The organism is Paractinoplanes ferrugineus (genome assembly GCF_016862195.1).
Taxonomy (GTDB): Bacteria; Actinomycetota; Actinomycetes; order Mycobacteriales; family Micromonosporaceae; genus Actinoplanes; species Actinoplanes ferrugineus.
The window spans coordinates 101875-116949 of sequence record NZ_BOMM01000014.1 but is presented as its reverse complement, the minus strand read 5'-3'; the positions used below and the strand labels follow the sequence as shown (position 1 = coordinate 116949).

The window sequence follows — 15075 nt, the reverse complement described above, 5'->3', positions numbered from 1 at the left end:
CGGTTAGCGTGCAGCCGTGGCGAGACTCCTGTTGATCGAGGACGACCCGGCGATCCGGGCCACTCTGCTGCGCGCGCTGCGGGAGCGGGGTCACGCCGTGGCCGCGTCGCCGGCCGCGATGGCGGGCCTGCGGACGGCGCTCGCCGAGAAGCCCGACCTGATCGTCCTCGACCTGGGCCTGCCCGACCTGGACGGCCGCGAACTGCTGCGCATGCTGCGCGCCGTGTCCCGGGTCCCGGTGATCATCGCGACCGCCCGAGACGAGGAGGTCGAGATGGTCCGGCTGCTGGACGCGGGGGCCGACGACTATGTGGTCAAGCCGTTCACCGCGGCGCAGCTGGACGCCCGGATCCGGGCTGTGTTGCGCCGGGGCCCCACCGCCGCCGAGACGTCGTCGCTTGTCACTGTCGGTGGATTGCGGATCGATCCGGGCGCCCGGTCGGTGAGTCTTGACGGCGACCCGGTGGAGTTGACCCCGCGTGAGTTCGATCTGCTGCACCACCTCGCCCTGCGGGCCGGGCAGGTCGTCACCAAACGGGAGCTGCTGACCGAGGTGTGGCAGGTGCCCTACGGCAGCACCGACAAGACGGTCGACGTGCACCTGTCCTGGCTGCGCCGCAAGCTGGGGGAGACCGCGCAGGCGCCCCGCTATCTGCACACCGTGCGCGGCGTCGGGATCAAACTGAGCGAGCCGTCGGCGTGAGGGCCCGGTTGACCCTGCTGGTCGCGGCGACCACGGTGCTGGTGCTGCTCGCTTTCCTGGTGCCGATGGCACTGCTGGTGCGCCAGGTGGCCGCCGACCGGGCGCTCAGCCGCGCCGACGACGTGGTGCGGACGATCGTTCCGCTGGTCAGCGACCGCGAGGCGCTGCGCTTGGCGGTGCCGGTCCAGCCCGTACCGGTGACTGTCTTTCTGCCTGACGGAACCGTGCTCGGGGCGCCGTCCGAAGCCACTCCCGCGGTGCGGCTGGCGGCCGCCCGCAACCAGGCCCTGACCGTGGTCACCGCCGCCGGCCAGGAACTCGTGGTGCCGGTCGTCGGCAACGGCGGCGTGGCGGTCGTGCGTACCCTGGTCACGAACGCCGAACTGCACCGCGGGGTCGGTCGTACCTGGCTGATGCTGGCCGGCCTGGGGCTCGCGCTGGTGCTGCTCGGACTGCTGGTCGCCGACCGTCTCGCGCGCACCATCGTCACCCCGATCACCGAGCTGTCGTCGGTCTCGCACCGGCTCGCCAACGCCGAGCTGACCGCCCGCGCCGACCCGGCCGGGCCGCCTGAGCTGCGTGCGGTCGCCGGGGCGCTCAACCATCTGGCCGGTCGCATCCAGGACCTGCTCGCCGCCGAGCGTGAACGATTGGCCGATCTCTCCCATCGGGTGCGCACTCCGCTCACGGCGTTGCGGCTGGAGGCCGAGTCGCTGCGTGATCCCGAGGAGGCCGCCCGGGTCGAGGCCGCCGCCGACGGGGTGGCACGGGCGGTGACCGCGGTGATCCAGCAGGCCCGGCGCCGTGATGTCACCCCGGTCGCCGCGAGTTGCGACGCGACCGCTGTGGTCACCGAACGTGTTGCCTTCTGGGCGGTGCTGGCCGAGGACACCGGCCGCGTCCTCGGCCAGGATCTGCCGTCGGTTCCGCTGCCGGTGGCGGTCGCCGCCGACGACCTCGCCGCCGCACTGGACGCCCTGCTCGGCAACGTCTTCGCCCACACCCCGGACGGAACCGGCCTGGCGGTCTCGCTGCGCGCCCGGCCCGGCGGCGCGGTGCTCGAAGTCTCCGACGACGGCCCCGGTTTCGCCGGTGAAGCGGCCGAGCGGGGCGCCTCCGGCGGCGGATCCACCGGCCTCGGCCTGGACATCGCCGGGCAGGTGGCGACCGGCTTCAAGATCGGAAAATCCGCCTCCGGCGGGGCGTCGGTCCGGCTCGAGATCGCCGGCTCCTGATTTCCTGAGTACGAGGTGAGCCGCCCCTGTCGACGACGATGCGCCGGGCTCGGACCCGGCGCATCCGACCCCGCCGCTCAGTCGTCCGAGCCCCGCCCACCCCGGTCGTCTCCGGGTTCCGCGCGGCGGCCGTGGTCGTCTCCGGGTTCCGCGTGGCGGCCGTGGTCGTCTCCGGGTTTGGCGTGGCGGCCGTGGTCGTCCGGCTGGACGAGCCCGCTACCGGCGACCCGGACTGCGATCTCCCTGGTCGCGGCCGGACTGACCGAGAGCTCACGGCCGGCCGACGGCCTCGCTTTTCGGGGCGCCGAGTCGTCACTGCCGGCGGCGAGTGCCGTTCCGGCCATCCCGAGCGCGGCGAGCGTTCCACCGGCCACCATCGCAACTACCCGCTTCTTGTGCATTGCCAGACCTCCCAGTCGTTCGGACACGCCAAACGATCTCGGGAAAGTGGCTATCCGCACGCTGTGCGACCGTTAAGCCCGGGATAAGGCCGAAGCCTGGCGGCGCTAGTTGGTCGACGGCTCGCCGGGAACGTTGAACAGGGGCTTCCACGGGTCGTCGGCGTCGATGGGGAACTCGGTCGACGGCGAGTCGTCCTTGGTCGTCCACCTCGCCTCGTAGGGCAGGCCGTTGAAGAGGACGCGGTCGCCGCGGCTGTAGAGGTTGTCGGGCTTCCACAGCTTCGTCACGGTGGTGACCGCCGGCGTCGGCTTGGGGGCCTTCTCCACCGGGCTCACCGGCCCGATCACCGACCAGGCGCTCTGGGTGCCGGTGGCCGGGGCGGCGGACGGGTCGACGCCCGAGTTGGCCCATTTCGCCTCGTAGACGACGCCGTGCCAGACGACCTTGTAGCCGCCGATGTACATCGCGGTCATCCGCCAGATCGGGTACGGGCTGACCTTCGGGTCGTCCACGGTGGTGGCCTGGTTGGGGATGTCGACCGCGTCGTGGGTGCCGCTGCCGGCGGCCTTGCCGGGCAGGCCGGCGAAGACCTTGGAGAACGCCAGCGCGTCCTGCTCGACGCCGCTGCACGTGTTGGCGTGCACGACGACGTTCTGGAAGGTGCCCCGGCAGGACGCGTCCCGGTTGAGCGACCACATCGAGACCCGGCCGAGGCCGTTGTCGACGGCGAACTTCGCCAGGCCCTGGGCGTCCTCGAGGGTGAAGCGCTCGGCGTCGACGTCGTTCTGGCCGATCATCGGGGTGGCCCCGATCCGGGACCAGACCTGCGGCGAGGTGAGTTTCTGGCCGAGGCGCAGGTAGAGGTCGGAGATCTGCTTGTGGGTGCCGTTCAGTGCGCTGGTGCTCAGCGACAGCATCTTCGGGTGGGCGTCGCCGCTGTTGAAGTCCATCGTCATCACGTTGACGCCGCGCAGGTCGACGTCGCCTTCCAGCATGCCGCGGACGGCCGCGACGCCGTCGTCGGTGAGGCCGCTCGGCGCGACCGGCAGGGTCAGCCAGACGGTGAGCGGTTTGCCGGACTTCGCGCGTTCCTTCTGCACCGTGGCGACGGCTTCCACCCGGCGTCCCAGGGAGGCCTGGTCGGCCAGGGCGGTTCCCTCGATGTCGAGGTCGAGGGTCTTCACGTCGTACCGTTTGACCAGCTGGCGGTAGGAGTCGGTGAGCCGGGCCTGGTCGGTGCACGCGACCGCGAGCTCTTTGTTGTTGAGCCCGCCGAGGCTGAGCGTGATGTCCCCGCCGGCCTGACGCAGCTGGTCGATGCGGCGGTCCAGTTCGAGCGAGGAGGCCGCCTCGTCGAGCGAGTAGGACCCGCCCCAGCTCGGGGTGCAGGGCTTGTCCGGGTCGGCGACGACGAATCCGAGGGCGACGTCGTTGGCCGGGTTCGCGGTCGGGTCCTGGAACTGGAACGTCGGGGTCAGGGTGACGTCGACGTACGGCACCGCCCAGGACTTCGCGGTCGGGCCGGCCGTGTTCCGCAGGTGGATCACCTCGAAGGTGCCACCGGCCCCGATCGCGCCCAGCACCAGGATCAACAGACCGAGTCTCGTCCACGACAACCGGCGCCGCGGCTGCTCCGGTTCCTGCCAGTCCGGGTCGGCGAGCGGGTCGTACTCCGGCCGCACGGCTACGGATGTGGCTCGGTCCGTCATGAAGGCCCTTTCGTTTACTGAGTCGCCACACGCTGGCGTACCTCAGCGGCTTCCACGATCGGGCAAAGGGTCAGGAACTCCGGGCCGCGGGCCCGCGGCTTCGACCCGGATTCCGGAGCGCCAAATCTGGCTCTTGCCGTGACAATTCCGCCGGACATCGCCGTCCGGGGCAGCAACAAACCAGCATCGAAGGGCCCAAATCGCATGCCACGCACACTGGCGGACCAGCGCAAGCCGGACGCCCAGCGCCAATGGGGGGCCGACCGGCGGACGGAGCCTCATCCGATCGTCCCGCCCCCGGTCTCCGAAGGCAGGATCACCCGTGGCCGTTTAGCGATCGTGGTGACGATCACGGTCTGGGCCTGTTACCTCACATACACGATCATCCAGCAGTTCATCGCGGGTCACGCCGCCAGCGTGCGGCTCGCGATCGAGGCGATCGTCTACATGCTCGTCGTCACCGGCCTGGCCGCGTCCGCGATCGCCTACCTGATCACGCGGATCGGCTACTTCTATCGGGCCCGCGGCCACCAGCGAGCGCCGCGGATCATGCTCGACGAGTTCATCGGCGGGAAAACGCCATCCGTGACAGTTCTGGTGCCCTCATATCAGGAAGACGAGCGGACCAACCGCACCACGCTGCTGTCGGCGGCGCTGCAGGAATATCCCGGCCTGCAGGTGACGCTGCTGATCGACGACCCGCGGCAGCCCAAGACCCGCGCGGCCCGCGACATGCTGCTGGCGGCCCGCGCCCTGCCCGGCATGATCGAGGCGGAGCTCAGAGTCCCGTTCCGGCGGGTGTCGACCGCGTTCGCGAACTTCGACGAGCAGGTGCGCTTCCGCGGCGGCTACCTGGTCGTGATCGAGGACATGCGCCGGCTCGCCGATGAATACCGGTTCGCCGCCGACTGGCTCTACGATCTCGGCGCCCGGCAGGAGATCGTCGACCACACCGACACGTTCTTCGTCGAGAACATCCTGCACCCGCTGGCGGCCGAGCTCGGCCAGATCTCCGGCGCGCTCAACAAGGGCGCCGACGAGCAGGTCGCGCTGCCGGTCGCCCGGATGAACCAGCTGTTCCGGCGGCTGTGCGCCATCTTCGACGTGCGGATCAGCAGCTTCGAACGCAAGAAGTACGTGTCGCTGTCGCACGAGCCGAACAAGGCGATGAACCTCAACAGCTACATCGGGCTGATGGGCGGCGCCTACCAGGAGACGAGCACGCCGCTGGGCATCGCGCTGGTGACGGCCGGACCGAACCGGGCCGATCTGGTCGTCCCCAACCCGGATTACGTTCTCACCCTCGACGCGGACAGCGTTCTTCTTCCCGAGTACGCGCTGCGCCTGGTCCACCTGCTCGAACAGGGCGCGTACGCGCAGCACGCCGTGGCGCAGACGCCGTACAGCGCCTACCCCGGGTCGGCGACCCGGATCGAGCGCATCTCGGGCGCCACCACCGATATCCAGTACATCGTCCACCAGGGCATGACGCATTACGGGGCGACGTTCTGGGTCGGGGCCAACGCCGTACTCCGCAAGAAAGCTCTTGATCAGATCTGCGAGACCTCATATGAGGGCGATTGGGAGATCAAGCGCTACATCCAGGACCGTACGGTCATCGAGGACACCGAGTCGACCATCGACCTCGGGGTGCACGGCTGGTCGCTGCACAACTACCCGGAGCGGCTCGCCTACAGCGCCACCCCGCCCGACTTCGGTTCGCTCACCATCCAGCGGCAGCGCTGGGCCAACGGCGGCCTGCTCATCCTGTCGCGGCTGAAGGACCAGTTCCGGGCCAAGTCGAAGCGCGCCGACAAGAACCGCTTCGGCGAGTACTTCCTGCGGGTCAACTACATGGCGTCCATCTTCTGGAGCTCCGTGTGCCTGGTGGTGATGCTGGCGTACCCGTTCAACAACGAACTGCTCAACCCGATCCTGCTGCTCGTCTCGGTGCCGTACTTCCTGATGATGGCCGCCGACCTGAAGCACCTCGGCTACAAGCGGTCCGACATGCTGCGGATCTACGGCTTCAACCTGATCCTGCTGCCGGTCAACCTGTCCGGCAGCATCGCCTCGCTGCTGCAGTTGCTGACCGGTGAGAAGAGTGCGTTCAAGCGCACCCCCAAGGTCCGCAACCGCACCACCACGGCGACCAGCTATCTGATCCTGCCGATCGCGCTGATCGTGCTCTGCGTCTACACCACCTGGCACGACATCCAGCTGCACCAGTGGAACAACCTGGTGTTCGCCGGCCTCAACCTGCTGCTCTCGCTGTACGCGTTGATCGCCTTCGTGGGTCTCGGCAACACGGTCGTCGACCTGCTGACCCACCTGCGCGACTGGCTGGTGCGCCCGGTCACCCCGAAGAAGTCCAGGAAGAAGGCGCGGCCGAAGGCTGCCACCGGGGCCCAGGCCGCCACCGCCGGCGCGATCGGCGACTGGGCGACGGTGCTGCACTACCGCAACGACAACGGGCCGTCCGCCGGTCAGGTCACCGTGCGCCTGCAGCGCGCCGAGTCGGGGGACTGGTCGGCCGACCGGGCCAAGTCGTCGGCCAGCCGCGCCCACTCGTTCGAGGAGTTCAGCTTCTTCACGGTCTTCCAGCCGATCTACAACATGATCAACGGCCATGTGGTCGGTTACGAGGCGTTGAGCCGCTTCGCCGACGGCAGCAGCCCGCAGGAGGGCCTGACCGCCGCGGCCGAGCGCGGCGTGCACATCCCGCTCGACGCGGCCCTGGTCCGGGCGGCCATCGCCTCCTCGGCGGCGCTGCCGAACGGCACCTGGCTGTCCATCAACGTCACCGCCGACCTGCTGCGCTATCCGCAGGAGCTGGCTCCGCTGCTGGCCGAGTCCCGCCGCCCGGTGGTGCTGGAGATCGGCGACGCGAGCCCGGCCGGCCTGGCCCAGTTGGGCAACGGCATCCGGCTGGCGGTCGACGACCTGGGTGCCGGTTACGAGACGCTGGCCCTGATCGAGTCGGTCCGGCCGACGTTCCTCAAGCTGGGCGTGGGGTCCCTGGTGGGCGTCGAGAACCAGACGGCCCGGCAGGCCGCGATCCGGGCGCTTGTCGAGTTCGCCGACCAGCACGGCTGTGCCGTGATCGCCGAGGGCATCGAGACGGCGGCCCAGCGAGACGCGCTGGTGGCCTGCGGCGTGCCCTTCGGACAGGGCTTCTACCTGGGCAAACCGGTCCCGGTGGAACGAGTCCTGGCCGGCGTCGGCGGCTGGTGACGAGGTCGACACGGGGCAAAGGCTTTCTGCTGGGCCCTTTCCCCTGCAGTAGAGACGCGGCCGCATCCCAGGGGAAGGATGCGGCCGCGAGCTTCGAGGGGTCGGGTCAGTTCGGGTTTCCGACGCCGGTCAGGATGCGGCTGCGGATGTAGCGCCCGGCCTCGGTCAGGACGGCGGTGCCGGCGAACTTGGTGCCGGCGCAAGTGCCCTGCCTGAAGGCCGAGTTGGTCTCGCGGCCGTCGGAGAGGCTCCACATGCCGTACGAGATCTTGTTGGCCTTCAACAGGTCGAGCCACTGATCGGTGCTCTTGAAATCGTTGTTGCCGTCGCCGGTGAACGTCTGGGTGCCGAACTCGCTGACGAACAGCGGCAGCTCCTTCGCGGCCCGGGCCACCACCGCGCGCCGGTCGGCGCCGTGCGAAGCGGCGTAGAAATGGAACGTGTACATGACGTTCTTGAAGTCGACCGGGTCGGCCAGGATCTCCTTCTCGTCGGCGCCGTCGGTGAGGCCGAGCGAGGAGAAGCCGCGGGTGCCGACGAGCACGACGCTGTTCGGCGAGTTCTTGCGGATCACCGGGATGACCTGGTCGGCGTAGTTCTTGATGCCGTCCCAGCTCACGCCGTTGGGCTCGTTGGCGATCTCGTAGAGCACGTTGTTGTTGCGGGCGTGCTTGGCGGTGACGTTGGCGAAGAACGTCTTGGCCAGCGCCGTGTTCGCGTTGGGGTCACCCGGGGTGAGGATGTGGAAGTCGACGATCGCGTAGAGGCCCAGCTTCGTCGCCTGGTCCACGAGGCCGTTGACCTTGTTGGTGAAGCCTGTCGGGTCGGTCTCGAGGCCGCCCTCCTGCACGTACATGGACAGCCGGATGAAGTCGGCCTTCCAGTCGTTGCGCAGCGCGTCGAGCGAGCCGGCGTTGACGCAGTTCGGGAAGAACTGCAGGCCGTGGCTGCTCATGCCGCGCAGCTGGATCGCCTTGCCGGCGGCGTTGCAGAGGTTGTTGCCGCAGACGCTGAGCTGACCGTTGACCTGGACCGGCGAGCCGGCCGGGGTGCCTTCAGCGGCCGGCGTCGCCGGCGCGGGGGCCTGGGTCGTCGGAGCCGCCGTGGGTGCCGCCGTGGGTGCCGCGGTGGGCGCGGCGCCGCCGCCCTGGTTGAGCTTGCACGCCGAGAGACCTTCGGCGTTCAGGTCGGGCTTGGCCGCGTTGCGGCCGATGGCCGTCTCGATCCGGTTGATGGTGGCGAACCGCTTGTCCTTCAGCGGTCCGAGGATCGCGTTCTGGATGAAGTTGGGTCCACCTTGACCGACGGTGGTGCGCAGGCGCTCGTCGGCCTCGGCGATCTGCGTCTTCAGCAGCGCCAGGTTGCGGTCCACATCGGCCCGCTGCTGGGCCGGGACGGCTCCGACCTTGACGTCGGGGCAGCTCACCGTGGGCGTGCCGGTCGCGGCGGAACCGGCGGTCGCGGCCGCCGACGGGACCGCGGTGTTCTGCGCCGGCGACTTGCCGCCGCCCTGGTTGAGCTTGCACGCCGAGAGGCCTTCGGCGTTCAGGTCGGGCTTGGCCGCATTGCGGCCGATGGCCGTCTCGATCCGGTTGATGGTGGCGAACCGCTTGTCCTTCAGCGGTCCGAGGATCGCGTTCTGGATGAAGTTGGGTCCACCTTGACCGACGGTGGTGCGCAGCCGCTGGTTCGCCTCGTTGATCTGCGTGTTGAGCAGTTCGAGGTTGCGCTGGACGTCGGCCTTCTGCTGGGCCGGCACCGCGACCTTGAGCGCGACCTGCGGGCAGTTGACCGTGGGCACCGCCTCGTTCGCGGAGGCGACACCCAATCCGACGCCGACGATGACCACGGCGACTCCGGCGACGGCGCCGATCTGCCACCGGCGCATCTTCGACCGGCCAAGACCGGACCTGGATCTGTACATTGGAATCGTGCCTCCCGACGAATGCCTACGGCCGGCAATACGGGAGCGCTCCCACGAGCGGATCAAGCCTTAAGGTTTATTTCATCTACGCAGGTGATTGCCGGGCACGTGACCGGTCCGTTTGGTCCGACATCGAGGGTTGAGAACGTTCTCACAATTCCCACGATGCAGGAGGCGAACCGCGGCACTTCCTCCCTCGCATAGGCGTTGACCTCGGTGGATGCCGTCAAGGCCGGCGATCGACAAATCGGCGAGTGGGATTGCGGCAGATCCAGGTCATGGCGTACGGCCGGTACGGTGCCGTCGTGTCCGAGGTGATCGCCGAACGTTACCGCCTGGTAGCGCCGCTGGGCGAGGGCGGCATGGGCCGGGTCTGGCAGGCGCGCGACGAACTGCTGAGCCGGGACGTCGCGCTCAAGGAGATGGTGCTGCCCCGCGGTCTGACCGGCGCCGAGATCCGCGAGCTGCGGGAACGGGCCATCCGGGAGGCGCGGGCCATCGCCCGCATCGAGCACCCCAATGTCGTACGCATCTTCGACGTGTTCCTCGACGACGGTTCGCCCTGGCTCGTGATGGAGCTGGTGCTCGGGCGCTCGCTGTTCGAGGAGCTCCGCGACGACGGGCCGATGGCACCGCAGCGGGCCGCCGCGATCGGGCTCGACCTGCTGGCCGCCCTGCGGGCCGCGCACCGGGCCGGCGTGCTGCACCGCGACGTGAAACCGGCGAACGTGCTGCTCGGCGATGACGGCGGGGTGAAGCTGACCGACTTCGGGCTGGCCGCGGCGAGCGGTGACTCGGGCATGACGACCACCGGCGTGGTGCTCGGCTCGCCGTCCTACCTTGCGCCGGAGCGGGCGCTCGACGACGAGATCACCCCGGCCGCCGACCTGTGGTCACTGGGCGCGACGCTCTATGCCGCCGTCGAGGGGCGCCCGCCCTATGCCAGGTCGACGCCGATGGCGACACTCGCGGCGTTGGCCACCCAGCCGCCCCGCCCGGCCGAGCAGGCGGGCGTGCTGCTGCCGGTGCTGACGGGGCTGCTGCGCAAGGATCCGGCCGAGCGGATCGGCACCGACGAGGCGGAGCACCTGCTGCACGCCGCCGCCGACGGGGCGCTGGGCGAGGTGAGTGCGCCGCCGCGAACCGCGGTGCCTCCGGGGCCGGCCGAGCCGGCCGACGAGAGCGGGCCTGCCGCCCGTCGCAAGGGTCTTGTCTGGTGGGCCGGTATCGCTGCGGTGCTGCTCCTGGTCGGCGTGATCGCCGGCCAGCCCGTCCTGCACTCCGACGCCGGCGAACTGGCTCCGGCACGACCGCTCTCGGCGCCGGCCGAACTGCCCTCGACCGGTTCCACGGGGCTGCCCATCTCGGCGGGGGCGTCGTCGCCCGTACCCCGGAAAAACCCGACAAGCGCCACCGCGAAACCCAGACCGAGCACCGCCAAGCCCGCGCCCGGCCCGCCGCGGACCAGCGCCGTGGCCACCGTGGCGCCGGCCGTCGGCCGGCCGGTGCAGAACATGCAGACCGGGTCTTGCCTGCAACTCGGCGGCGGCGCCGCCATCGAGCTGTGGAGCTGCAACGACAGTGACGCGCAGAAGTTCGACTTCCCGGGCGACGGCAGCATGCGCGTGCTCGGGCAGTGCGTGCGGATCCTGGGCCACGACAACGGCGCCCACCTCGGCGCCGGGGCGTGCGACGGCTCGGCCGCGACCCGGTGGGACCTGAACAGTTCGGCCGACCTGGTCAACCTCGAGGTGGTGAAGTGCGCGGACGTGCCGGACGGCAACGGGGCGGACGGGGTGGCCGCGCAGATCTGGGCGTGCAACGGCACCGGCAACCAGAAGTGGCGCCATCAGGAGGCGCGGTCCCTCAGTTAAGGCGCTTCCCGGCCGAACAGTCCGATCGTGCGGCATGCCCGAATCCTGGACACCGAGAGGCTGAGCGCCCTGCGGGCCACCAACCTGCTCGACGCTGCCGTTCCGCTGCCGTCCTTCGACCGGTTGACCGGGCTGGCGGCGCGGTTGCTCGGTACGCCGGTGGCGATGGTCACGCTGATCGACGCGGACCGGCAGCAGTTCGCCAGCGCCTGCGGCTTGCCCGCGGCGCTCGACGAGAAACGGGAATCGCCACTGACCTATTCGATCTGCCGGTACGTGGTCGAGGACGACGCCCCGCTGATCGTGCCGGACACCAGCCGCGACGAGCGGTTGCGGGAGAACCCGGCGGTGACCGTGCTGGGCGCCGCCGCCTATGCCGGCTTCCCGCTGCGGACGCCGGACGGCCGCGTGCTGGGCTCGTTCTGCGTGGTGGATTCGAAGGTCCGCGAGTGGACGGCCGAGGAACTCGGTACGATCGCCGACCTGGCCGGTGCGGCCGAGTCGGAGATCGCGCTGCGCCTCTCGTACGGCGAGCATGTGCTGGCCGCGGCCCGGATGCAGGCCGTGCTGGACACCGCGCACGACGCCTACGTCTCGATCGATGCCGACAGCGCGGTGGTGGCCTGGAACGGTGCCGCCGAGCGGTTGTTCGGCTGGAGCGCCGCCGAGGCGATCGGCCGGACGATAGGCGAGCTGATCATTCCGGAGCACCTGCGGGAGGCGCACCTGGCCGGGATGGCCCGGGTCCGCACCACTCTGAGATCACGGCTCTCCGGTAGCCGCCTGCAGCTGTCCGCGGTGGATCGCGCCGGTCGGGAGTTCCCGGTGGAGATGAGCCTTCAGGTGTGCTTCGAGCGTGATGTCCCGTATTTCCATGCGTTCCTGCACGACATAAGTGACCGGATCGACGCGCTCATCGAACTGGAGCGGCAGCGTCGTGAGCTCGACGACGACCACACCTTCCTGCATTCGCTGCTGGACAGCCTCGACACCGGCGTCGCCGCCTGCGACAGCGACGGCAACCTGACCTTCTTCAACCGCGCGCTGCGCGAGGCGCACGGCCAGGACGCGACGCAGGGCGAGTCCGGGGAGACCTGGGCGCAGCAGTACGACCTGTACGCGCCGGACGGCGTCACGCCGCTGCGGGCCGACGAGATCCCGCTCGCTCGCGCCCACGCCGGGCAGGTCGTCCGCGGCCAGCAACTGGTGGTCCGGCCCGCGGTGGGGGAGCAGCGCCGGTTCGTCAGCAATGCCCGCGCGATCGACAGCCCGGACGGCCGTCGGCTGGGTGCGGTCGTGACCATGCACGACATCACCGAGGCCCATCGCCACGAGGAGTTGCGCCGGGCCCGGCACGCGGTCGCTCAGGTGTTGTCCGAGGCCACCAACGCCGACCAGGCCGCGATCAGCGCGCTGCGGGTCATCACCGACCGGCTCGGGCTGGCCTGCGGCGAGTACTGGCAGGTCAGCGAGGACCGGACGCGGATCGAGCGGCTCAGCTCGCACGTCACCGGCGGCCTGGACCTGTCCCGGTTCACCGGTGACGAGCCGCTCGCCTTCGCGTTCGGGGAGGGCGTCGCCGGCCTGGTCTGGAAACTCGGCGGCGAGATCTGGACCGGCGAACCGCCGGCCACCGACGGCCGGGGGCAGGCCGCCGTCGACTGCGGCCTGCGCACCGCGATCGGCCTGCCGGTGCGGGCCGGCCGCCGGGTGATCGCGGTGCTCGCCTTCTATTCCGCCGAGGACCTCCCCCACGACCCGGACATCTCGGCGATGCTCGACACCGTCGCCGCCCACCTGGGCCGGTTCGTCGAGCGCCGCCGCGCCGAGGACCTGACCCTCGACCTCGCCGAGGTGCGCCGCGAGCAGGTCGAGCAGTTGCGCGAGCTGGACCGGATGAAGGAGGAGCTGTCCGCCGTCGTCATCCATGAGCTGCGCAATCCGCTCGGGGTCATCCGCGGTTACACCGAGATGTTGCTGGAGAACCCGCGCCTCGACGACCTCGGCCGGCGGCACGCGTCCACCGTCGAGCGCACCATCGGCCACCTCCAGCGACTCGTCGACGACCTGCTCGACCTGGCCCGGCTCGACGCGGGGCACCTCAGCATCCAGCCGTTGCCGATGCCGCTGGGCAGCCTCGTGCACGACGTGGTGGACAACCACCGCCCCGGCGCCTACGCCAAGCGGCTGACGATCACCGAGCGGCTCGACACCCATCTCCCGGTGCTCGGCGACGCTCAGCGGCTCCGGCAGGCGCTCGACAACCTGATGTCCAACGCGATCAAGTACACCCCCGAGTCCGGCACCATCACCGTGCTGGCGGAGGAGGCCGGCGACCGGGTGGTCATCGAGATCAGCGACACCGGCATCGGCATCCCGCCGGAGCAATATCCGCACCTGTTCAGCCGCTTCTTCCGGGCCAGCAACGCCGCCCAGAAGGGGATCAAGGGAACCGGTCTCGGACTCGCCGTGACCAAGGCCATTGTGGAGGCGCACAACGGCACGCTGGTCGCGCGCCCGGCCGGGCCGGCCGGCGGCACCACCTTCACGATCTCGCTGCCGACCGGCGGGGATCCTCAGACGAGCGCCGGCTCGGCCGGAGCCGGCTCGTCGGCGGACGACTGCTCCACCGAGCGCAGCGACCAGAGCGCCACCGGGACGCCGAGTGCCACCAGGATCGCGGCCACCACCAGCGAGAACTGGTAGCCGGCGAGGTAGCGGTGCAGCTCGGCGCCACTTGCCGCGTTCGATCGGTTGGTCAGGATCGCGCCCAGGATCGTGATGCCGAGCAGACCGAACACCTCACGCGAGACGTTGAGCATGCCGGAGGCGATGCCCGCCCGGCTCGCCGGCAGCGCTCCGACGATCACGTTGTTCAGCGGGACGAGCGCCCCGCCACCGATTCCGTAGAGCGCGAACCAGGGGAGCAGCTGGAGATAGCTGGTTCCCTCGCCGTAGCCGGAGATGCCGAAGATGGCGATCGCCATCAGGGCCAGACCCACCGCGACCGTACGCGCGGCCCCGAACCGGGCCTCGACGCGCGGCGCGACGATCGCGGTCACCGCCATGATCAGGGCCATCGGGATGAACGCCGAGCCCGCCTCGGTGGGCGAGAAGCCGAGCACGTTCTGCAGGTAGATGGCCATGTAGAAGTAGATGCCGAAGACACCGAACGCCCACAGGCCCATCACCAGCAGGCCGCCGGTGAACACCCGCTGGCGCAGGAAGCCCAGGTCCATCATCGGGTTGGCGGAGCGGGTCTCGACGACCACGAAGGCGATCGCCGCCGCGGCCGCCACCGCGAAGGCGGCCAGGATGGTGCCGGAGGTCCAGCCGCGTGACTCGCCCTCGATGAGGGCGTAGGTGAGGGCGAACAGGGCAAGTGACGAGGTGGCGACGCCGGGGACGTCGAAGCCCCGGTTCGTGCCGGAGCGAACCGCCGCCGGAAACGTCGCGAGGGCGAGCGCCGCGGTGGCCACCCCGATCGGTGCGTTGATCAGGAAGATCCAGCCCCACGAGGCGTGCTGGCTGAGGATGCCTCCGGTGAACGGGCCGATGGCGAGGGCGAGCGCGCCGACGCCGCCCCAGATGCCGATCGCCGTGGCCCGCTCCCGCGGGTCCGGGAAGAGCTGGGTGATCAGAGCCAGGGCGGCCGGGGTGAGCAGGGCGGCACCGACACCCTGTACGGCCCGCATGCCGATCAGCACCTCCTGGCTGTCGGCCAGACCGGCGCCGATCGAGGCCAGGGTGAAAACGGCCAGGCCGCCGAGGAACACCCCGCGGGTGCCGAGCACATCGGCGATCCGGCCGCCGGCGAGCAGCAGGCCGGCGAAGACGAGGACGTACGCGCTGGTGATCCACTCCAGACCGGAGATGCTCAGCCCGAGGTCGCGCTGGATCGACGGGAGGGCCACGTTGACCACGTTGTTGTCGAGGTAGGTCATGAAGGTGCCGAGCGCCACCGCGACGAGCGCCCACCATTTTCGGTCCATGT

Annotated in this window: 8 protein-coding genes and 1 pseudogene; 5 read left to right on the top strand and 4 right to left on the bottom strand. The window is 70.1% G+C overall.

Annotation, left to right across the window (positions count from 1 at the left end; all coding sequences use genetic code 11):
* Window positions 1-16: 16 nt before the first annotated feature.
* Both Afe05nite_RS10085 and Afe05nite_RS10080 read left to right on the top strand, forming a co-directional pair.
* Window positions 17-703 (top strand): response regulator transcription factor, encoded by a 687-nt coding sequence (locus Afe05nite_RS10085; protein WP_203816731.1) that lies wholly within the window; start codon window positions 17-19, stop codon window positions 701-703.
* Complete coding sequence (locus Afe05nite_RS10080; RefSeq protein WP_203816730.1) at window positions 700-1938, top strand: sensor histidine kinase; 1239 nt, start codon at window positions 700-702, stop codon at window positions 1936-1938. The genes Afe05nite_RS10085 and Afe05nite_RS10080 overlap by 4 nt, the downstream gene beginning before the upstream one ends.
* 77 nt (window positions 1939-2015) lie before the next feature.
* On the opposite strand, the gene Afe05nite_RS10075 is transcribed toward Afe05nite_RS10080, so the two are convergent.
* Window positions 2016-2366: a hypothetical protein gene (locus Afe05nite_RS10075; RefSeq protein WP_203816729.1), complete on the bottom strand. Its 351-nt coding sequence runs from the start codon at window positions 2364-2366 to the stop codon at window positions 2016-2018.
* Window positions 2367-2444: 78 nt separating this feature from the next.
* Window positions 2445-4049, bottom strand: coding sequence for a chitinase (locus Afe05nite_RS10070; RefSeq protein ID WP_203816728.1), 1605 nt, complete (start codon window positions 4047-4049; stop codon window positions 2445-2447).
* 204 nt (window positions 4050-4253) lie between these two features.
* On the opposite strand from Afe05nite_RS10070, the gene Afe05nite_RS10065 reads away from it, so the two are divergent.
* Entirely contained in the window at window positions 4254-7283 is a 3030-nt protein-coding gene (locus tag Afe05nite_RS10065; RefSeq protein ID WP_203816727.1) for an EAL domain-containing protein, read from the top strand.
* 106 nt (window positions 7284-7389) lie between these two features.
* Here the strand turns inward: Afe05nite_RS10065 and Afe05nite_RS10060 are convergent, their stop codons facing one another.
* Window positions 7390-9207 carry a glycoside hydrolase family 5 protein gene (locus Afe05nite_RS10060; protein ID WP_239117695.1) on the bottom strand — a complete coding sequence of 606 codons (1818 nt, stop codon included), beginning with the start codon at window positions 9205-9207 and terminating at the stop codon, window positions 7390-7392.
* A 278-nt stretch (window positions 9208-9485) separates the two neighbouring features.
* On the opposite strand from Afe05nite_RS10060, the gene Afe05nite_RS10055 reads away from it, so the two are divergent.
* Window positions 9486-11081 carry a serine/threonine protein kinase gene (locus Afe05nite_RS10055; protein WP_275407460.1) on the top strand — a complete coding sequence of 532 codons (1596 nt, stop codon included), beginning with the start codon at window positions 9486-9488 and terminating at the stop codon, window positions 11079-11081.
* 27 nt (window positions 11082-11108) lie between these two features.
* Window positions 11109-13634 (top strand): annotated as a pseudogene (locus Afe05nite_RS10050) (sensor histidine kinase); the annotation flags it as partial.
* 23 nt (window positions 13635-13657) lie between these two features.
* Here Afe05nite_RS10050 and Afe05nite_RS43670 read toward each other — a convergent pair.
* A complete protein-coding gene (locus Afe05nite_RS43670; RefSeq protein ID WP_239117694.1) occupies window positions 13658-15073 on the bottom strand; it encodes an MFS transporter in 1416 nt (471 codons plus the stop codon).
* Window positions 15074-15075: the final 2 nt, after the last annotated feature.

Excerpts from the sequence above, each read along its gene's own strand:
- Afe05nite_RS10070 (WP_203816728.1), bottom strand. The coding sequence starts at position 4,049 with ATGACGGACCGAGCCACATCCGTAGCCGTGCGGCCGGAGTACGACCCG.
- Afe05nite_RS10065 (WP_203816727.1), top strand. The coding sequence starts at position 4,254 with ATGCCACGCACACTGGCGGACCAGCGCAAGCCGGACGCCCAGCGCCAA.
- Afe05nite_RS10060 (WP_239117695.1), bottom strand. The coding sequence starts at position 9,207 with ATGTACAGATCCAGGTCCGGTCTTGGCCGGTCGAAGATGCGCCGGTGG.
- Afe05nite_RS10055 (WP_275407460.1), top strand. The coding sequence starts at position 9,486 with ATGGCGTACGGCCGGTACGGTGCCGTCGTGTCCGAGGTGATCGCCGAA.
- Afe05nite_RS43670 (WP_239117694.1), bottom strand. The coding sequence starts at position 15,073 with ATGGACCGAAAATGGTGGGCGCTCGTCGCGGTGGCGCTCGGCACCTTC.